Below are 20,178 nucleotides of genomic sequence, written 5' to 3' on the forward strand. Positions count from 1 at the left end.
AGGCGAAGGGAATGGATAAGCGACATGGAGAGGATGATAGGGCCATCCGGACGTACGGGGAAGGCGGGCGCGTGGCGCCCTCCCGGCCTTTTGCCTACAATGGACGGCTCGATTTTCCGATTCACCGACTGTTACGGACCGGATTCCATGCTCGATCCCAAACTGCTGCGCAGCGACCTCGATACGGTTGCTCAACGACTGGCCAAACGTGGCTTTACCCTCGATACCGAGCGGCTCGAGGCGCTGGAGTCCCGGCGTCGCGATTTGCAGACCGAGACCGAGTCCCTGCAGAACGAGCGCAACACCCGCTCCAAGGCGATCGGCAAGGCCAAGGCATCCGGCGAGGACATCCAGCCGCTGCTCGACGAGGTGAGCGATCTCGGCGACCGCCTCGATGCCGCCAAGCGACAGCTGGCGGAAGTTCAGGAGGAGTGGGATGCCCTGGTCAGCGGCATTCCCAACCTGCCCCACGAAAGCGTGCCGGCAGGCGAGAGCGAGGAAGACAACGTGGAGCTGCACCGCTGGGGCACGCCGCGTGAGTTCGACTTCGAAGTCCGCGATCACGTCGACCTGGGCGGGCTCAAGGGCGAGCTGGACTTCGAGCTGGCGGTCAAGCTGACCGGCTCACGCTTCGCCGTGATGCGTGGGCAGATCGCTCGCCTGCACCGCGCGCTGACCCAGTTCATGCTCGACAAGCAGACCCTCGAGCACGGCTACGAGGAGTGCTACGTTCCCTACATGGTCAACGAAGCCTCGCTGTTCGGCACCGGGCAGCTGCCGAAGTTCGGCGAGGATCTGTTCCGGCTGGACGACGAGCGCAGCTATCACCTGATTCCCACTGCCGAGGTGCCGCTGACCAACTTCGCGCGCGACGAGATCCTCGACCACAAGGTGCTGCCGCTCAAGCTCACCGCCCATACGCCGTGCTTTCGCAGCGAGGCGGGCTCCCATGGCCGCGACACCCGCGGCATGATTCGCCAGCATCAGTTCGACAAGGTCGAGATGGTGCAGCTGGTGGAACCGGAGACGAGCTACGCGGCGCTCGAAGAGATGCGCGGTCACGCCGAGGCGATCCTGCAGGCGCTCGAGCTGCCCTACCGGGTCGTCACGCTGTGTACAGGTGACATGGGCTTCGGTGCGGCCAAGACCTACGACCTGGAAGTGTGGCTGCCGAGCCAGCAGACCTACCGCGAGATATCTTCGGTCTCCAACTGCGAGGATTTCCAGGCGCGGCGCATGCAGGCGCGTTTCCGTCATCCCGAGCAGAAGAAGCCGCAGTTGCTGCACACCCTCAACGGCTCGGGCCTGGCGGTGGGACGCTGCCTCATTGCGGTGATGGAGAACCATCAGAACGCCGATGGCTCCATCACCGTGCCCGAGGCGCTGCGCCCCTATCTGGACGGACTTGCCACCCTCAATTCTCGATCTCCCAGCTGACGCTGACACCCGCCTCGATGACGATAGTCCCCGGGCTGTAGTCGACCTGTCCGGCGCTCTCACGGGCGTCGGCGCTCATTGCCATCATGCGTGGCACATAGATCGGTGAGCGCGTCTCGCTGATATTTACCACCGAGCCTAGCGTCACGTTCATGGTGCGAGCCATCAGCTCGGCCTTGCGACTTGCCTTTTCCAGCGCCATCACCAGCGCTTCATCGGTCGCGGCGTCGCGATCGGTGAGGTCATAGGTGATGCCATCCATGGCATTGACGCCAGCCTCGGTCAGCGCATCAAGCAGTCGCGGCAGTCGCTCCAGGTCATCGACCCGAACCTGGAAAGGGCGTTCGAGACGAGTGCGTACCAGCAGCTCCTGATCACCGTCGCTGCGTCGGGGAGAAACATATTCCGGTTGCACCGCAAGCGAGCCGGCGCTGATGTCGTCACGTTCCACCCCGGCCTCCTCCAAGGCGCGAATCAAGGTTGCTGCTCGCTCCTCCAGTCGATCCCGAGCCTCGCGCAGTGCATGGCTGTCGGTCTCTTCCTCATGTTGCGCCACCGCCGGGGTGCGCTCCCACAACCGGGCGCTGAGCGTGGCGCGATCCGGAACCACATCGAGTTGGGCCTCAGCCTGAGCGACCAACCGACCGCGAGGCTCATCGGCTAGCGCAGCGGTGGTCATCAGCGGAGCTGTCATCAACAGGCTGCCCAGCAATAGACAGTGTAAACGCATCGTGAACATCAGTAGCCTCCATACGGCAATGATGACTAATCAGGGGGGCAGGTTGAGTAGTTGGCCGAGCCGAGGCCGGCAAGTTTGTGCACCCGACCGGTACGGGTCATGATAAGCAGGACACGCCACACATGGATAGATGGCATGCTTCACCGCGACGACAATGTGCGCTACGGGCTTCCGCTCAATCTCACGCTGGCGCTGGCAGCGCTGGTGATCATCGTTGCCGGCATTCGCGCCGGTGCCGACCTGATCATTCCGATCCTGCTGGGTCTGTTCATCGCCGTGATCTGTACGTCGCCGGTGAACTGGCTGCAGCGGCTGGGTCTGAGTCCGCGTCTGGCGGTGCTGGTCACGCTGCTGGTGATCGGCGGCTTCCTGTCGCTGGTGGGGCTGCTGGTGGTCAACGCTTTCGGCACTTTCATCGAAGCCCTGCCGGGCATCGAGAGGCGGCTTTACGAACACTACCTCAACGTGCTCGACAGCCTCGCGGCCATGGGGCTGGCGATCAATCCGGATACGCTTGCCGGCCTGGTCGAAGGAGAAGATGAGGGGGGCTGGCTGTCGTTCCTGCTGGGTGGGCTCGGTAACCTGCTGATGCAGAGCATGGTGGTGGCGCTGTTGGTGGTCTTCATGATGTTCGAGACCCTCAATTTTCGCCGCAAGGTGGCTTTCGCCCTTGACGACCCGGAAGCCAGCTTGCGCCGCTTTCAGGAGTTCAGCGAAACCCTCAAGCGCTATCTGGCGGTCAAGACCTTCGTCAGTCTGCTCACGGGAGTGATGGCCTGGTTGGCCTGCCTGCTGGCCGGTGTGGACTTCCCGCTGTTGTGGGGCGTGCTGGCCTTTGCTCTCAACTACATCCCCAATATCGGCTCTGCCATAGCCGCGGTCCCACCGGTTCTGCTGTTGCTGCTGTCTCAGGATGGCGGCCTGGCCGAGGCCTTCGGCCTGGCCATGGCCTACCTGGGCATCAACTTCGTGCTGGGCAACCTGGTCGAGCCGCGGTTGATGGGGCGTGCCTTGGGTCTGTCGACATTCGTGGCCTTTCTCTCGCTGGTAGTGTGGGGCTGGATGTTGGGGGTGGTCGGCATGCTGCTCTCGGTGGTGCTGACCATGACGCTCAAGATCGCCCTGGACAGTCATCCCCAGACCCGCTGGATGGCCTACATGCTGGGTCCAGGCAAGCGGCCCATGACGGACCGTATCGCATCGGAGGAGGCGTTGAGCGGGGCCGGAGTCGAGGACGAGGCGAATCAGCCCTCTCTCATGACGAAATCGCCCCGGCATGAGCCGGGGCGAGATGAGCGGTGAGACCTACAGGGATCAGGCGTTCTGGTCGATGAACTGCACCAGCTGAGACTTGGACTGAGCGCCGACCAGCGAGGCGACCTTGGAGCCCGACTTGAACAGCATCACGGTAGGAACGCCGCGCACGCCCTGCTCGGCGGCGATCTCCGGGGCGTCGTCGACGTTGATGCTGACAACCTTGAGGTTGTCGACTCGCTCTTCGGCAACCTCGTCGATCACCGGAGCCATGACCTTGCACGGGCCGCACCAGGGGGCCCAGAACTTCAGCAGTACGGTTTGCTCAGCCTTCAGGACTTCCTGCTCGAAGTTGGCATTGGTGACATCGACGTTATTGGCCATGTGATTCTCCAGTTACGTTGCGCTACATCGAGCGAATCGGGTGACATGCATTGGGCACGTCCGGTCGGCAGATGGTAGCGGGCAGTCGTGTCTCTGGCAAATGCCCATGCAAGCGCTCTTCCTGAGCTCCCATCGCTGACGCTGACTCACCCAGCTTCACAGCCTGGCGGGTCGTTGTTGCGGGACATCTCGTTTTGGTGAGCTCTCGTTGCCGCTGTGTGCCGATTGTTGTCTGCCTGTTCGATAGCTATCTGATCGGGAAGCGGTTTTTCGTTGAGCCATCTTTCGACAGTTTAGACAAGCCAAGTGCCATTGACTAACGTGCATAGCACGGAGCAGAAGGTATATGGACATGGCTTGGCTCCGAGCGCCATGTGGATGGCCGATCTCGTCGCATCGTGAAGCAATGGCAGCTCGTCGCCGGGCCTCGACAGGGAGATGCCGGGACATGACGACACGCTGTACGGTCGTGTTGGATGGGCAGTTACTCAGCGGTCGGGCCGATCAGCCGCTTATCGATTTTCTTAAGGAGCGAGGCGTCGATCTTCCGCACGTCTGCTACCACCCTTCGCTGGGTGCTCTGGAAACCTGTGATGCCTGCTGGGTCGAGGTCGACGGCGAGCTCAAGCGCGGTTGCACGCTGAAGAGCACTGAGGGCCTGTCGCTGAGCCTCGGCAGCCAGCGGGCCCGGGCCGCCCGGGAAGAGGGCATGGATCGCCTGCTGGCCAAGCACGAGCTCTACTGCACCGTGTGCGAGAACAACAACGGCGACTGCACGCTGCACAACACCATGGTGGATATGCAGATCCCCATTCAGCGCTACGAGTTTCAGCGCAAACCTCACGAGAAGGACACCTCGAGCCCTTTCTATACCTACGATCCCGACCAGTGCATCCTCTGCGGCCGCTGCGTGGAGGCGTGCCAGAACGTCGAGGTAAACGAGACGCTCTCCATCGACTTTTCCAGCGAGAACCCGCGTGTGCTGTGGGATGGCGGCGAGCAGATCAACGACTCCAGCTGCGTGCACTGCGGCCACTGCGTCACCGTCTGTCCGTGCAATGCGCTGATGGAGAACAGCATGGACGGCAAGGCGGGTCCGTTCACTGCCATGCCTTGGTCGCTCAAGCGGCCGATGATCGAGATCATCAAGAAGCTCGAGACGACAACGGGGGCAGTGCCGGTCTCGGGGCTTTCGGAAATCGACATGCACATGCGCCAGCCCGAGATCAAGCGCACCAAGACGGTGTGCACCTATTGCGGCGTCGGCTGCTCCTTCGAGATGTGGACCCGCGACCGCCACATCCTCAAGGTGCAACCGGTAGCCGAGGCGCCGGCCAACGGCATCTCCACCTGCATCAAGGGCAAGTTCGCCTGGGACTTCGTCAACAGCGAGCAGCGCCTGACCATGCCGCTGATACGCGACAACGGCCGCTTTCGCGAAGCGAGCTGGGACGAGGCTCTGGACCTGGTGGCGCGCCGTCTGCTCGAGGTGCGCGAGGCCCACGGCCCGGACAGCCTGGGCTTCATCGGCTCGAGCAAGGGCACCAACGAGCAGGCCTACCTGGTGCAGAAGATCGCCCGTCGCATCATCGGCACCAACAACGTCGACAACTCCTCGCGCTACTGCCAGAACCCGGCCACCAAGGGGCTGTTCCGTACCGTCGGCTACGGCGGTGATGCCGGCACCATCGAGGACATTGAGCAGGCCGAGGTGGTGGTGATCGTCGGCAGCAATACCGCCGAGAACCATCCGGTGATCGCCGCCCGCATCAAGGCGGCACAGAAGCTGCGCGGGCAGAAGCTGATCGTGATCGACCCGCGCAAGCACGAGATGGCCGAACGGGCGGACCTGTTCCTGCGGCCGAACTCCGGCACCGATCTGATCTGGGCCTCGGCGCTGTCGCGCTACATGTTCGATCACGATCTGGCCGATCGCGAGTTCCTCGCACGCTGGGTCAACGGCGTAGAGGAGTATCGCCAGTCCCTCGCGCCTTTCACCCTGGAGTTCGCCGAGGCCGAGACGGGCATCGCGCGTCAGGATCTGGCCGAGGCCGCCGAGACCATCGGCCGGGCGCAGAGCGTCTGTCTGCTGTGGGCCATGGGCATCACCCAGCACAGCCGTGGATCGGACGCCAGCACGGCACTCTCCAACCTGCTGCTGGTCACCGGCAACTACGGCAAGCCGGGTACCGGCGGCTACCCCATGCGCGGCCACAACAACGTGCAGGGGGCGAGCGACTTCGGCTGCCTGCGTGACCGCTATCCTGGCTACGAGCACGTAGAGGACGAAGAAGCGAGAAAGCGCTGGGCCGAAGGGTGGGGCATCTCGCCGGAAGAGCTTTCAGCTGAAGCCGGCTATGGCAATTTCCTGATGGTACAGGCAGCCGACGAGGGCGAGATCAAGGCGATGTATATCGTCGGCGAGGAGACGGCCTTTTCCGACTCCAATACCCACAACGTGCTCTCCGGCTTCGAGAAGCTCGAGTTCATGGTGGTGCAGGACGTATTTCTCAGCCGTACCGCTGAGTACGCCGATGTGGTGCTGCCTGCCTGTCCCAGCGTCGAGCAGGAGGGCACCTACGTCAACACCGAGCGTCGCATCCAGCGCTCCTACCAGGTGCTGGAACCGCTGGGCGACAGCCGTCCCGACTGGCGTATCCTGACCGATCTCGCTGCTCGCATGGGACACGACTGGGGCTACACCCATCCCTCCGAGATCATGGCGGAGTGCGCCCGCATCGCGCCGATGTTCGCCGGGGTCAGCTATGCGCGGCTCGAGGGCTGGAAGTCCCAGCTATGGCCGGTTGCGGCGGACGGCACCGACTCGCCGCTGCTCTACACCGACGGCTTCGCCAACGAGGACGGCAAGGCCAATCTGCACCCGCTGGAGTGGCAGCCGCCCGAAGAGGCGCCCGACGACGAGTACGACCTGCTGCTGGACAACGGCCGGCTGCGCGAGCAGTTCCAGGGCACCAATCAGACGGGGCGCAGCGAAGGGATCCGGCAGCAGCTTCCGCACGGTTTCGTCGAGGTCAGCCCGGAGCTTGCCGCCGAGCGCGGCATCGAGGAGGGCACCTGGGTACGGATAACTTCGCGCCGCGACAGCATCGAGTTCCCCGCGGTCATCACCGACCGGGTGCGCGGCAAAACGTTGTTCATGCCGATTCATTTCGGCAAGACGGGGGTCAATCTGCTCACCGGTGAGCACAATGACCCAGACGTGCAGACCCCGGCCTACAAGGAAACCGCAGTGAAGCTCGAGGTGCTCGACAAGCGCGGCGCTCCGCCTTTGCCTGCTCACAACTACCGCTATGGCCGGCCTACGCCGAAGCAGGGCGTCGAGGTCGAAGTGAAGTGGATGCGGGGAGACTACACGCCGCCGCCCGCCCAGCAGTCCAACCCGAGGAAAATGTGATGGCCGAACGAATTTCGCACGACGTGACGCCGCCCAAAATCGGCCCCGATGCCCATGAAGAGCTGGCACAGCTGCTGCAGACGCTCCACGAGCATGGCGTGTTGCGCCTGGCCAATGACGTGGTCGGTGCCAACACCAGCATCGCCAGCGTGGTGGTGGATGGGCTGGGTAAGGAGTCCACTCTCAACGCCATTCAGAACCTGGCGATTCTCGGCATGATGCTGTCGGAGGTTCCACCGGAGCGTTTCTATCGGGTGACCTTCGCCGTCAAGGAGGCGCTCGAATGTATCGGCCAGCATCGACCGGTGCAGGAGGGGGGCGATGCTCCCGGTGTCAGTGGCGTTTACCGCATGCTCAACGACGATGAGCTGTGGCGTGCGGTGGCGCCGCTGGTGGATGGCCTCAAGGCGTTCGCCGAGCGACTCGACAAGCCGGTGGACAAGCCGGTCAGCGACTATTTCGGAAAGCCGACCAGCGGCCCCTGACGCTAGTGGCAAGCCGCGTCGCTCTCATGGTCGGAAGGCGCTTTTGACGTTATGCTATTTGGTGATTAGGCAGTAATGTCTAATCACCAATGCATCTTTTGCCGGGCGTCAGGGAGTCGTGTCGACCATGAAACTGCAGCAGCTTCGCTATGTGTGGGAAGTTACCCGGCACAACCTCAACGTGTCGGCAACGGCCCAGAGCCTGTATACGTCCCAGCCCGGTATCTCCAAGCAGATTCGGCTGCTGGAAGACGAGCTGGGCGTCGAGATCTTCGCCCGCAGCGGCAAGCATCTCACCCGCGTCACGCCTGCGGGGGAATCCATCGTCGAGCTGGCCGGGCAAGTGCTGCGGCTGACCGACAACATCAAGCAGGTGGCCCAGGAGCACAGCGACGAGCGGCGCGGCAGCCTCTCGATCGCCACCACGCACACTCAGGCCCGCTACGCCTTGCCGCCGGTGATCGGCGAATTCACCCGCAAATACCCTGATGTCGCCCTGCACATGCAGCAGGGCACGCCCAAGCAGATTGCCCAGATGGTCAGCGATGGCATGGCCGATTTCGCCATCTGCACCGAGTCGCTCGAGCTGTTCGCCGATCTGGTGCTGCTACCCTGTTACCGCTGGAACCGCTGTGTCCTGGTGCCGCGTGGTCATCCGCTGGCCGAGGGCGAGCTGACCCTCGAGCGTCTGGCCGAGCAGGCGCTCGTGACCTACGTGTTCGGCTTCACCGGGCGCTCCCAGCTCGACGATGCCTTCCGTGCCAGGGGGCTCACCCCCAACGTGGTACTCACCGCCGCCGATGCCGACGTGATCAAGACCTACGTGCGGCTCGGCCTGGGCGTCGGCATCGTCGCTCACATGGCGTATGACGAAACCCTCGACGAGGATCTCGTTGCCCTCGAGGCGGGCCACTTGTTCGAAAGTTCGGTCACCAAGATCGGCATTCGCCGGGGCACCTTCATGCGCGGCTACATGTACGATTTCGTCAAGGGCTTTGCCGGCCATCTCGACCGCGATCTGGTCGATGCGGCACTTGCTGCGGGGCCGCGCCATGAGGCGGAGCTGTTCGACGACATCGAGCTGCCGATGCGCTAGAAAAAAGCGGGCCGCGCATCGCGCGGCCCGCTTTTTACTGGGTGCGGGTGAAAGTCAGTGCTGCAGATGCAGCCCGCACTCCCGCTTCGCTTCCACCTTGGTGGGATCGAAATAATCGAACTCGTTGGGCAGGTCGTGCTGCTGCAGGTACTGGTAGAGCTCCTTGGCGCTCCAGTGCAGCAAAGGAGAGACCTTGAGTAGCCCATCGGCGTTCTTGCTGACAGGCTGCATGCGGGCGCGTTCGGGGGTGTCCTCGGCGCGCAGCGCGGTGAACCACACGTCCGGGGCCATTTCGCGTAGCGCCCGCTCGAACGGCTCCAGCTTGACCTCTCGCGTGAACGCCTCGTGGCGCGGATCGTCGATGCCCGGCATGGGGCCATCCACCGCTTCACGATGAGCGCGGGTGCGCTGCGGGATGTAGCTGATCAGATTGAGGTCGAGCCGCTTGACCAGCGCGTCGGCGAAGCGATAGGTCGCCTCTGTGTTGTAGCCGTGATCCATCCAGACCACCGGAATGTCGGGCCGCTGTTGTGTCACCATATGCAGGATGACCGCTTCGAAGGGGCGGAAATTGGTGGTGACGATAGGGCGCTGGCCCTGCGTCAGAGCCCAGCGAATAAGCCCATCGGGATCATTGCCCAGTTCCTGATTGATCGCATCGAGTGTTGCCATGATGGCTCCAGAGTCGTTGACCGTGTTTGGGCCATACCCTACCAAAGGCGGCTGACAGGGCCCCAATATCGTTTCATTGGATAAATATAGCCAAATGAAAGATTAAAGGGCTCTTCTTATTCCTCTTGGTGCTTTGGCTGGGCCAACGCTTGCATGAGGTGGCGGATTTTGTCCAGGGTCTCGGCGTATTCGGCCTCGACGTTGGAGTCGGCCACCAGCCCGCCGCCGCCCCAAAGATGGATGTGCTCCCCGTCGGCCACGGCGGTGCGGATGGCAATCGAGGTGTCCATGTTGCCGCGCACGTCGACGAAGCCCAGGCTGCCGCAGTACACGCTTCTGCGGCTCGGCTCCAGTTCGTCGATGATCTGCATCGCTCGCACCTTGGGTGCGCCGGTGATAGAGCCGCCGGGAAAGGCGGCCGCCAACAGGTCCAGCGAACGCTTCCCCGTCGCCAGTCTGCCGCACACGATGCTGACCAGATGGTGCACGTTGGCGTAGCTCTCCAGCCCGCAGAGCTGCGGTACCCGTACGCTACCCGGCTGGCACACGCGCCCCAGGTCGTTGCGCAGCAGATCGACGATCATCACGTTCTCGGCGCGATCCTTGAGACTCGAGATCAGCTCCATGGCGAGCTGCCAATCCTCATCGGGCGTGCCGCCTCGGGGGCGAGTGCCCTTGATCGGGCGTGTCTCGACGTGGCCGTCCGACTCGCACAGCAGGAAGCGCTCGGGAGAGAGGGACAGGATGGCCTGCTCACCTCGCTCTGAAGGCCAGGCCATGAAGCCGGCAAACGGTGTGGGTGTGGCCAGGCGCAGGCGCAGGTAGGCGTCCCAGAGATCGCCGCTGTACGGTGCGCTGAAGCGCTGGGCCAGGTTGATCTGGTAGCAGTCACCGGCCCGAATGTAGTCCTGCACCGCAGCAAACCGTCTGGCATAGCCGTCGCGGTCCATCTCGCCTGTGAAAGGGGCGAGCAGTCCGAAGGCCGAGGTGGGGTCGGCGCTGCCACGCAGCCACTCCATCACCTGCAAGCGCCGCTCGGCCGTCGCCACCAGCCAGCTCTCCTGCCGCTGATGATCCTGTATCAGCGCCCAGTCGTAGAGCCCCGTACGGCTGGCAGGCAGGCAGACGCTTTCCTGGGCCGAGTTGCCCACCGGCTCTAGAGAGCGGCCCAGGTCGTAGCCCCAGTAGCCGATCAGGCCACCGAGAAAGGGTAGATCGTTGGATGGCACCTCGAGAGCCAGGCTCTCCAGCAGGGTTTGCTGGGCCATGAATGGGTCACGGCCGTGCTGCACCTCGCCGTCGATGCGGATGACCCCCTTGCCGTCGACGGTGAGCACCGACACGGGGTCGCTGCTGATGATGTCGTAGCGACCGCCCGGTGCGGCAGGCTTGCCGCTGTCGAGCAGGACGGCCCCGGGGCGCTGGCGCAGCGCCTGGAAATAGGCAAGCGGATCCTCGCCATAGGGCAGCGGTGTTATCTCGAGTCTTGCAGTCATCAGGGGGGCCTTTCGGAACAGGCGACTCATTCTAGGGGGTGGCGAGCCTTTTGTCGTGAAAGTCGTTGGCCTGTTAACGACTTGTCGTCAACGCTGTGACGATTGTCGACACCGTAGCTTCGCAGCTTCTCATTGTCTACAACCAAAGGCGTACGAAATGGCGGCTTGTGGAAGGTTGACCCGTGCCAGAGCAGTGTCTAAAGTTTCTTCACTCCTTAATTGTCGACAATTGCCATGAACTCAGTCGCTCCAGAGCAAACATCCCCTGAAGTCCGCACCCTGGCCGAGCGGGTCTTCCATCAGCTGCAGGATGCCATCGTCCGCGGCGAGCTGGCGCCGGGCAGCAAGATCACCGAGCCGGGTCTGTCGAAGACCTACGGCATCTCCCGCGGCCCGCTGCGCGAGGCGATGCGCCGCCTCGAGGCCCACCGCCTGATCGAACGAGTGCCCCATGTCGGTGCCCGGGTGGTCAAGCTCTCGATGAAGGAGCTGCTCGAGCTGTTCGACGTGCGCGAGGCGCTGGAGAGCATGGCCGCCCGCCTGGCCGCCCAAAACATGACCCGCGAGGAGATCGCCGGGCTGCGCGAGGTGCTGGCGCTGCACGAACGTCAGGCCGATCTCAAGAGTGGCGAAGCCTACTATCAGCGCGAAGGCGATCTCGACTTCCATTATCGCATCGTCCAGGGCAGCCACAACCGCATGCTGATGACCATGCTGTGCGACGACCTCTACTACCTGGTGCGGCTCTACCGTACCCAGTTCAGCGCCAGCGGTACTCGGCCACAGCGGGCCTTCGTCGAGCACCATCGCATCGTCGATGCCATCGAAGCCGGCGACGCCGAACTGGCCGAGCTGCTGATGCGGCGCCATGTCAGCGCTTCGCGGGCCAACGTGGCCGACCGTTATGCCGCCACTCTCAAGCAGCAGCAGGCCGAAGAAACCGTTTGAAGCCCGTCCGAATACCAAGAGGAATTACGTCATGACACGACCCACCCCCGGCGCTCGCTTTCGCGCCGCTCTCGAGGCTAACCGCCCGCTGCCCATCGTCGGTACCATCAATGCCTATACCGCAATGATGGCCGAGCGCGTGGGGCATCAGGCCATCTACCTTTCCGGCGGTGGGGTGGCCAACGCTTCCTTCGGGTTGCCCGACTTGGGCATGACCAGCATGAACGATGTGGTGCAGGACGCACACCGGATCTGCGGCGCCACCGACCTGCCGCTGCTGGTGGACATCGATACCGGCTGGGGCGGCGCCTTCAATATCTCCCGCACCGTCAAGGAGATGCAGCGCGCCGGCGTGGCTGCCGTGCACCTCGAGGACCAGGTGGCGCAGAAGCGCTGCGGGCATCGTCCCAACAAGGAGATCGTCTCCAAGCAGGAGATGGTCGACCGTATCAAGGCCGCCGCCGATGCTCGCATCGACCCAGACTTCTACCTGATCGCACGTACCGATGCCTTCCAGAAAGAGGGGCTCGATGCCGCCATCGATCGCGCCAATGCCTGCATCGAGGCCGGCGCCGACGCCATCTTCGCCGAAGCGGTGCACACCCTCGACGACTATCGCGCCTTCTGCGAGCGGGTCGATGCGCCGATCCTGGCCAACATCACCGAGTTCGGCGCCACGCCGCTGTTCACCCAGCAGGAGCTCGGCGAGGTTGGCTGTCGTATGGTGCTCTATCCGCTATCGGCCTTCCGCGCCATGAACGCGGCGGCGTTGAAGGTCTATCAGAGCATTCATGACAAGGGCCATCAGCGGGATGTGGTCGAGCTGATGCAGACCCGCGACGAGCTCTACGACTTCCTCAACTATCACGCCTTCGAGCAGAAGCTCGATGCGCTGTTTGCTGAAAACCAGCTTGCCGAGAAGGGAACGGACAACTGAGTCCGACCCGCTACGCCGACAATAAAACGCCATAGCAAGGAGACACGACATGTCAGACAAACCCATCGGCGGTGCCGGTCTGCGCGGCCAGAGCGCCGGTAGTACGGCCCTGTGTACCGTAGGCCAGACCGGCTCCGGCCTGACCTACCGCGGCTTTGACATCAAGGAACTGGCCGAGAAGGCGCGCTTCGAAGAGGTCGCCTACCTGCTGCTCAAGGGCAAGCTGCCCAATCAGGCCGAACTCGATGCCTACGTGACCAAGCTCAAGGGGCTGCGTGGCCTGCCCCAGGCACTCAAGACCGTGCTCGAGCAGATCCCGGCCAGCGCCCACCCCATGGACGTGATGCGTACCGGTGCCTCCATGCTCGGCAACCTCGAGACCGAGGAGAGCTTCGACGAGCAACAGGACGTTTCCGACCGCCTGCTGGCGGTGCTGCCTTCGATCATCTGCTACTGGTATCGCTTCAGCCATGACGGCGTGCGCATCGAGACCGAGACCGACGACGAGTCCGTAGGCGCTCACTTCCTGCACTTGCTGCGTGATGAAGCGCCCTCCGAGCTGCATGCCCGGGTGATGAACGTCTCGCTCATTCTCTATGCCGAGCACGAGTTCAACGCCTCAACCTTTACGGCGCGCGTCTGCGCCTCGACGCTCTCCGACATGCACTCCTGCGTGACCGGCGCCATCGGCTCGCTGCGCGGCCCGCTACATGGCGGTGCCAACGAGGCGGCGATGGACATGATCGAGAACTGGAAGTCGCCGGAAGAGGCCGAGCGCGAGATCATGGGGATGCTCGAGCGCAAGGAGAAGATCATGGGCTTCGGGCATGCGATCTATCGCGAGTCCGATCCGCGCAACGCCATCATCAAGGAGTGGTCCGAACGGCTGGCCCAGGACGTCGGCGACACCGTGCTCTATCCCGTCTCCGTGCGGGTCGAGGACGTCATGTGGCGCGAGAAGAAGCTGTTCTGCAACGCCGACTTCTTCCACGCCAGCGCCTATCACTTCATGGACATCCCCACCAAGCTGTTCACGCCGATCTTCGTCTGTTCGCGCGTCACCGGCTGGTGTGCCCATGTCTTCGAGCAGCGCGCCAACAACCGCATCATTCGCCCCAGCGCCGACTACGTCGGCCCGGAGAAGAGCCAGTGGGTACCGATCGAGGAGCGTGACTGAGCCAGCGTCCGCACGAGGCGGCCTGCGGGCCGTCTCTCTCCCTCGCCCGATCCAACACCACGCGAAGACCGTCGACTCATGAATACTCAATACCGCAAATCGCTTCCCGGCACCGAGCTGGACTACTTCGACGTGCGTGAGGCCGTCGAGGAGATCCAGCCCGGTGCCTACGACACCCTTCCTTATACCTCTCGCGTACTGGCCGAGCAGCTGGTGCGCCGCTGCGAGCCGGAGCTGCTCACTGACGCGCTCAAGCAGCTGATCGAACGCAAGCGCGACCTGGATTTCCCCTGGTATCCGGCGCGAGTGGTGTGCCATGACATCCTCGGCCAGACGGCGCTGGTCGATCTGGCCGGCCTGCGCGATGCCATCGCCGAGAAGGGCGGCGACCCGGCCAAGGTCAACCCGGTGGTGCCGACCCAACTGATCGTCGACCACTCCCTGGCCGTGGAGTGCGGCGGCGACGACCCCGATGCCTTCGACAAGAACCGCGCCATCGAGGATCGCCGCAACGAGGACCGCTTCCACTTCATCGACTGGACCCGCACCGCGTTCAAGAACGTCGACGTGATCCCTGCCGGCAACGGCATCATGCACCAGATCAACCTGGAGAAGATGTCGCCGGTGATCCAGGCTCGCGATGGTGTCGCCTACCCCGACACCTGTGTGGGCACCGACAGCCATACTCCGCACATCGACTGCCTGGGGGTCATTGCCATCGGCGTGGGCGGTCTGGAGGCGGAAACCGTGATGCTCGGCCGCCCCTCGATGATGCGCCTGCCCGACATTATCGGCGTGGAGCTGACCGGCAAGCGCCAGCCCGGCATCACCGCCACCGACATCGTGCTGGCGATCACCGAGTTTCTGCGCCAGGAGCGGGTAGTAGGCGCCTATCTGGAGTTCTTCGGTGAAGGTGCCGATAGCCTGACCATCGGCGACCGCGCCACCATCTCCAACATGACGCCGGAGTATGGCGCCACCGCGGCGATGTTCTACATCGACCAGCAGACCCTCGACTACCTGACCATCACCGGCCGCGAGCCGGAGCAGGTGGCGCTGGTCGAGAACTACGCCAAGACCGTGGGGCTGTGGGGCGACAGCCTGAAGAACGCCGAGTACGAACGCGTGCTGACGTTCGACCTCTCCACCGTCGAGCGCAACATGGCAGGCCCCTCCAACCCCCATCGTCGCCTGCCGACCTCGGCGCTGGCCGAGCGCGGCATCGCCGCCAACCTGGAGCTGGCGCTGGCGGAGGAAAAAGCCGGCAGGATGCCCGACGGCGCGGTGATTATCGCCGCCATCACCAGCTGCACCAACACCTCCAACCCGCGCAACGTGGTGGCGGCGGGGCTGGTGGCCAAGAAGGCCAACGAGCTGGGTCTCGTGCGCAAGCCGTGGGTGAAATCGTCTTTTGCCCCTGGCTCCAAGGTCGCCCGTCTCTATCTGGAGGAGGCTGGCCTGCTGCCGGAGCTCGAAAAGCTCGGCTTCGGCATCGTCGCCTACGCCTGCACCACCTGTAACGGCATGTCCGGCGCGCTGCGCCCGGAGATCCAGCAGGAGATCATCGACCGCGATCTGTATGCCACTGCGGTGCTGTCCGGCAACCGCAACTTCGACGGGCGCATCCACCCCTACGCCAAGCAAGCCTTCCTGGCCTCGCCGCCGCTGGTGGTGGCCTACGCCATCGCCGGTACCGTTCGCTTCGACATCGAGAAGGACGCGCTGGGCTATGACAAGGACGGCAAGCCGGTCACGCTCAAGGAGCTGTGGCCCTCCGACGAGGAGATCGACGCCATCGTCGGTAAGCACGTCAAGCCCGAGCAGTTCAAGCAGGTCTATATCCCGATGTTCAACCTCGACGAGGTGGAGCAGGCCAAGAGCCCGCTTTACGACTGGCGCCCGCAGAGCACCTACATTCGCCGGCCGCCCTATTGGGAAGGCAACATGGCGCGTGAGCGTGCGCTGAAGGGCATGCGCCCGCTGGCGATCCTGCCGGACAACATCACCACCGACCACCTGTCGCCCTCCAACGCCATCCTGTTGGACAGTGCGGCGGGCGAGTACCTGGCCAAGATGGGCCTGCCGGAGGAGGACTTCAACTCCTACGCCACCCACCGTGGCGACCATCTCACCGCCCAACGGGCCACGCTGGCCAACCCCAAGCTGTTCAACGAGATGGTGCGGGACGACAAGGGCGAAGTGATCCAGGGCTCGCTGGCGCGCATCGAGCCGGAAGGCAAGGTGACGCGCATGTGGGAAGCCATCGAGACCTACATGGAGCGCGGCCAGCCGCTGATCGTCATTGCCGGAGCCGACTACGGCCAGGGCAGCTCCCGCGACTGGGCGGCCAAGGGCGTGGCATTGGCCGGAGTGGAGGCGATCGTCGCCGAGGGCTTCGAGCGCATTCACCGCACCAACCTGGTAGGCATGGGTGTGATGCCGCTGCAGTTCCAGGAGGGCACCACGCGGCATACGCTCAAGCTCGACGGCACCGAGACCTACGATGTGGAAGGCAAGCCGGCTCCCCGGGCAACGCTCGAGCTGGTCATTCACCGCAAGTCCGGTGAAGTCGAGCGGGTGCCGGTGATCTGCCGTCTGGATACCGCCGAGGAGGTCACGGTCTACTCCGCCGGTGGCGTGCTGCAGCGCTTCGCCCAGGACTTCCTCGAGTCCGAAGCGGTGGCCTGATCCACACATCGCGTGAACGCCCCGGCGGACATCGCCGGGGTTCTCCGTCATTTCAGGAAGCGAGCGCCATGGCCCACGTTCCTCAAATCAAGATTCCCGCCACCTACATGCGTGGCGGTACCAGCAAGGGCGTCTTCTTTCGTCTGGAGGATTTGCCCGAGGCGGCACGCCGGCCCGGTCCGGCCCGTGATGCCTTGCTGCTACGCGTCATCGGCAGCCCCGACCCGTACCAGAAGCAGATCGACGGCATGGGTGGGGCCACCTCCAGCACCAGCAAGACGGTGATCCTGTCGAAGAGCGAAAGCCCAGATCACGACGTCGACTACCTGTTCGGTCAGGTCTCCATCGACAAGCCCTTCGTCGACTGGAGCGGCAACTGCGGCAACCTCTCCGCCGCCGTCGGCCCCTTCGCCATCAGCAACGGCCTGGTGGACCCCGAGCGAATTCCCGAGAACGGTATCGCCACGGTGCGGATCTGGCAGGCCAACATCGGCAAGACCATCGTCTCGCGTGTTCCGATCACCAACGGCGAGGTGCAGGAGACCGGCGACTTCGAACTCGACGGCGTGACCTTCCCGGCCGCCGAGGTGGCGGTCGAGTTCATGGATCCGGCCGACGGCGAAGGTGCCATGTTCCCTACCGGTAACCTGGTCGACGAGCTGGAAGTGCCGGGAGTGGGCACTCTCGAAGCCACCATGATCAATGCCGGCATTCCGACGGTGTTCGTCAACGCCGGAGCGATCGGCTATAGCGGCACCGAGCTGCAGGAGGCGATCAACGGCGATACCCGGGCGCTGGCGATGTTCGAGTCGATTCGTGCCCACGCCGCCGTGCGCATGGGGCTGATCAAGGAGGTCAGCGAGGCGGCCGAACGGCAGCACACGCCCAAGGTCGCCTTCGTCGCGCCGCCGGCCGATTACGTCGCTTCCAGCGGCAAGGCGATCAAGGCAGGCGACATCGATCTCGTGGTGCGCGCGCTCTCCATGGGCAAGCTGCACCACGCCATGATGGGCACGGCGGCGGTGGCCATCGCCACGGCGGCGGCGGTGCCCGGCACCCTGGTCAACCTGGCGGCGGGCGGTGGCGAGCGCAACGCGGTGCACTTCGGGCATCCCTCCGGCACGCTGCGAGTCGGCGCACAGGCCTCGCAGGTTGCAGGACAGTGGACGGCGACCAAGGCGGTGATGAGCCGTAGCGCGCGGGTCCTGATGGAAGGGCAAGTTCGCATCCCTGGTGATGCCTTCTAGCAGAGCGGCGGGATCGTCAACTCGCCCCGAGTCGCATGGCTCGGGGCGTTTCATATAGCGTTTTCTATAGTAAGTGGAGACGACATCGAGCCTGCGACAGGAGGGAGCATGAGCGCCACCGTCGAACGCAACGTCCGTCCCGATTACGAACCTGAACTGCAGATGATCGCCGACTACGTTCTCGACTATCGGGTCGAGAGCGACGAGGCGCTGGATACCGCACGCAACTGTCTCATCGATACCCTGGGCTGTGGCCTGCTGGCGCTGCGCTTCCCGGAATGCACCAAGCACCTGGGGCCGCTGGTCGAAGGCACCGTCGTGCCCCATGGCGCCCGAGTGCCGGGCACCTCCTTCCGCCTGGATCCCGTCAAGGCCGCCTGGGACACCGGCTGCATCGTGCGCTGGCTCGACTACAACGACACCTGGCTTGCCGCCGAGTGGGGGCACCCCTCCGACAACCTGGGTGCCATTCTCGCCGTGGCGGATCACCTCTCGCAGAAGCGAGTTGCCCAGGGCGAGGCACCGCTGATCATGCGTGACGTGCTCGAGGCCATGATCAAGGCTCACGAGATCCAGGGCGTGCTGGCGCTCGAAAACTCCTTCAACCGAGTTGGCCTGGATCATGTGGTACTGGTCAAGGTGGCATCCACGGCAGTAGCCGCCTACCTGATGGGGGCGAATCGGGAGCAGCTGCTGTCGGCTCTATCGCACGCCTGGGCCGACGGTCAGAGTCTGCGTACCTACCGCCATGCGCCCAATGCCGGCTCGCGCAAGAGCTGGGCCGCGGGCGATGCTACTTCGCGTGGCGTGCGTCTGGCCGATATTGCCCTGCGTGGCGAGATGGGCATACCCGGGGTGCTCAGCGCACCCCAGTGGGGTTTCTATGACGTGCTCTTCTCGAAGACCAACAAGGATCAGGCGATCAAACCGGAAGGGGAGAGGAAGTTTCGCTTCCAGCGCGAGTTCGGCACCTACGTGATGGAAAATATCCTGTTCAAGATCGCCTTCCCGGCAGAGTTCCATGCCCAGACGGCGTGTGAGGCTGCAGTGCGCTTACATCCCCAGGTCAAGGACCGCCTCGAGGAGATCGAGCGTATCGTCATCACCACCCATGAATCGGCGATCCGCATCATCTCCAAGGAGGGCGAGCTAGCCAACCCGGCGGACCGTGACCACTGCTTGCAGTACATGGTAGCCGTGCCGTTGATCTTCGGCGATCTGACCGCCGAACACTACGAGGATGACTTTCATCGTCAGCACTCGCTGATCGATACGCTGCGGGGCAAGATGGAGGTCAGCGAGGAGCCTCGCTATACCCAGGACTATCTGGCTGCCGACAAACGCTCCATCGCCAATGCCATCCAGGTCTTCTTCAGCGATGGCACTGCCACGGAGTGCATCGAAGTCGAATACCCCATCGGCCATCGCCGCCGCCGGGCCGAGGGCATCCCCATCCTGGAAGAGAAGTTTCGCCGCAACTTGGCGACGCGTTTCCCGGCCGGCCGCTGCGAGCGAATCATTTCACTGTGCAAGGAGCAGGGGGCGCTGGAAGCCATGCCGGTGCATCGTTTCGTCGATCTGTTCGTCATCTGAGAGGCGCGAGCACGGGCGTAGCAGCCATGTCATGAGAAAATTGATCCCCGTCATGGCTGCTGCCAGAAACCTGAGCTATATTTTTTTGACGCGGAGGGTTGCGTCCTTGGTCTGCAGCCCTTAAAGTACGCATCCGCTGCCGGTGACGAGCAACGTTGCAGGCGGTGGGGAGAGTGGTAAGTGGTTGTCGTTGTTTGAGTTTTCCGATTCGCTTCGCAAAATTCGCACTTGACGCCCGCGGCGGATTCAGTAGAATGCGCCCCACTCGAAAGCAAGTCCGGAAGCGGGCTTGCGGTCGCCGGCTCCGGCCGGTCTTCGATGTCAGGGTCACCTCGGTGACGGCCTCGAAGAGAGTTGACAAACTCCGGCGCTTCAGTAGAATACGCCTTCCTCGCAGGGCGCTGGCGAGGCCCCTCGGTCATAGGATCGACGGCCCCGACAGCAAGCGAGACGCTCCGCTCTTCAGGCTGAGGCTTGAAGAGGAAAGGAGCCGCTCTTTAACAATCGATCAGGTAATTCATGTGGGCGCTTGTCGATGAGGTGGTGAGAAGTCACACCATTTCAAGGCAAGCGACTCGTCGAGACCTTCGGGTCTTTTGAGAAGCTTTGA

The 20,178-nt window shown here is 63.6% G+C and carries 15 protein-coding genes; 11 read left to right on the forward strand and 4 right to left on the reverse strand.

What is annotated here, in order from left to right; genetic code table 11:
* The first annotated feature begins 147 nt into the window (after positions 1-147).
* Positions 148-1,437 (forward strand): serine--tRNA ligase, encoded by a 1,290-nt coding sequence (gene serS / locus HOP59_RS10400; protein WP_234253922.1) that lies wholly within the window; start codon positions 148-150, stop codon positions 1,435-1,437.
* Here serS and HOP59_RS10405 read toward each other — a convergent pair.
* Positions 1,415-2,176, reverse strand: a complete 762-nt coding sequence (locus tag HOP59_RS10405) for an SIMPL domain-containing protein (RefSeq protein WP_010627406.1) — start codon at positions 2,174-2,176, stop codon at positions 1,415-1,417. The two genes, serS and HOP59_RS10405, sit on opposite strands and share 23 nt — an antisense overlap.
* A 135-nt stretch (positions 2,177-2,311) precedes the next feature.
* On the opposite strand from HOP59_RS10405, the gene HOP59_RS10410 reads away from it, so the two are divergent.
* Positions 2,312-3,478 (forward strand): AI-2E family transporter, encoded by a 1,167-nt coding sequence (locus HOP59_RS10410; protein WP_234253923.1) that lies wholly within the window; start codon positions 2,312-2,314, stop codon positions 3,476-3,478.
* Between the two features lie 12 nt (positions 3,479-3,490).
* On the opposite strand, the gene trxA is transcribed toward HOP59_RS10410, so the two are convergent.
* Positions 3,491-3,814 (reverse strand): thioredoxin, encoded by a 324-nt coding sequence (trxA, locus tag HOP59_RS10415; RefSeq protein ID WP_010627408.1) that lies wholly within the window; start codon positions 3,812-3,814, stop codon positions 3,491-3,493.
* A gap of 448 nt (positions 3,815-4,262) precedes the next feature.
* Here trxA and fdhF point away from each other — a divergent pair, with 448 nt between their 5' ends.
* The 3 genes from fdhF to cysB all read left to right on the forward strand — a co-directional run bounded on the left by fdhF (position 4,263) and on the right by cysB (position 8,810).
* Positions 4,263-7,229 (forward strand): formate dehydrogenase subunit alpha, encoded by a 2,967-nt coding sequence (gene fdhF / locus HOP59_RS10420; protein ID WP_010627409.1) that lies wholly within the window; start codon positions 4,263-4,265, stop codon positions 7,227-7,229.
* Entirely contained in the window at positions 7,229-7,714 is a 486-nt protein-coding gene (locus tag HOP59_RS10425) for a helical membrane plugin domain-containing protein (protein WP_010627410.1), read from the forward strand. The genes fdhF and HOP59_RS10425 overlap by 1 nt, the downstream gene beginning before the upstream one ends.
* 127 nt (positions 7,715-7,841) lie before the next feature.
* A complete protein-coding gene (gene cysB / locus HOP59_RS10430) occupies positions 7,842-8,810 on the forward strand; it encodes an HTH-type transcriptional regulator CysB (protein ID WP_010627411.1) in 969 nt (322 codons plus the stop codon).
* Between the two features lie 54 nt (positions 8,811-8,864).
* Here cysB and HOP59_RS10435 read toward each other — a convergent pair whose 3' ends face one another.
* Positions 8,865-9,482: a phosphoadenosine phosphosulfate reductase domain-containing protein gene (locus HOP59_RS10435; RefSeq protein WP_010627412.1), complete on the reverse strand. Its 618-nt coding sequence runs from the start codon at positions 9,480-9,482 to the stop codon at positions 8,865-8,867.
* Between the two features lie 116 nt (positions 9,483-9,598).
* Complete coding sequence (gene pabB / locus HOP59_RS10440; protein ID WP_035590583.1) at positions 9,599-10,978, reverse strand: aminodeoxychorismate synthase component I; 1,380 nt, start codon at positions 10,976-10,978, stop codon at positions 9,599-9,601.
* Between the two features lie 234 nt (positions 10,979-11,212).
* Between pabB and HOP59_RS10445 the strand changes: the two genes are divergently transcribed.
* From HOP59_RS10445 to prpD, 6 genes are all read left to right on the forward strand, one after another.
* Entirely contained in the window at positions 11,213-11,926 is a 714-nt protein-coding gene (locus tag HOP59_RS10445) for a GntR family transcriptional regulator (RefSeq protein ID WP_010627414.1), read from the forward strand.
* A 31-nt stretch (positions 11,927-11,957) separates the two neighbouring features.
* Positions 11,958-12,863: a methylisocitrate lyase gene (gene prpB / locus HOP59_RS10450; protein WP_010627415.1), complete on the forward strand. Its 906-nt coding sequence runs from the start codon at positions 11,958-11,960 to the stop codon at positions 12,861-12,863.
* Positions 12,864-12,912: 49 nt separating this feature from the next.
* On the forward strand, positions 12,913-14,040 hold the full coding sequence (prpC, locus tag HOP59_RS10455) for a bifunctional 2-methylcitrate synthase/citrate synthase (protein WP_010627416.1): 1,128 nt from the start codon (positions 12,913-12,915) through the stop codon (positions 14,038-14,040).
* 78 nt (positions 14,041-14,118) lie between these two features.
* A complete protein-coding gene (acnD, locus tag HOP59_RS10460; RefSeq protein WP_010627417.1) occupies positions 14,119-16,728 on the forward strand; it encodes a Fe/S-dependent 2-methylisocitrate dehydratase AcnD in 2,610 nt (869 codons plus the stop codon).
* Positions 16,729-16,796: 68 nt separating this feature from the next.
* Positions 16,797-17,975 (forward strand): 2-methylaconitate cis-trans isomerase PrpF, encoded by a 1,179-nt coding sequence (gene prpF, locus HOP59_RS10465; protein ID WP_010627418.1) that lies wholly within the window; start codon positions 16,797-16,799, stop codon positions 17,973-17,975.
* Between the two features lie 108 nt (positions 17,976-18,083).
* Positions 18,084-19,568, forward strand: coding sequence for a 2-methylcitrate dehydratase (gene prpD, locus HOP59_RS10470; protein ID WP_010627419.1), 1,485 nt, complete (start codon positions 18,084-18,086; stop codon positions 19,566-19,568).
* Positions 19,569-20,178 lie beyond the last annotated feature (610 nt).

Origin of the sequence: Billgrantia aerodenitrificans, assembly GCF_021404405.1 — a bacterium.
Taxonomy (GTDB): domain Bacteria; phylum Pseudomonadota; class Gammaproteobacteria; order Pseudomonadales; family Halomonadaceae; genus Halomonas; species Halomonas aerodenitrificans.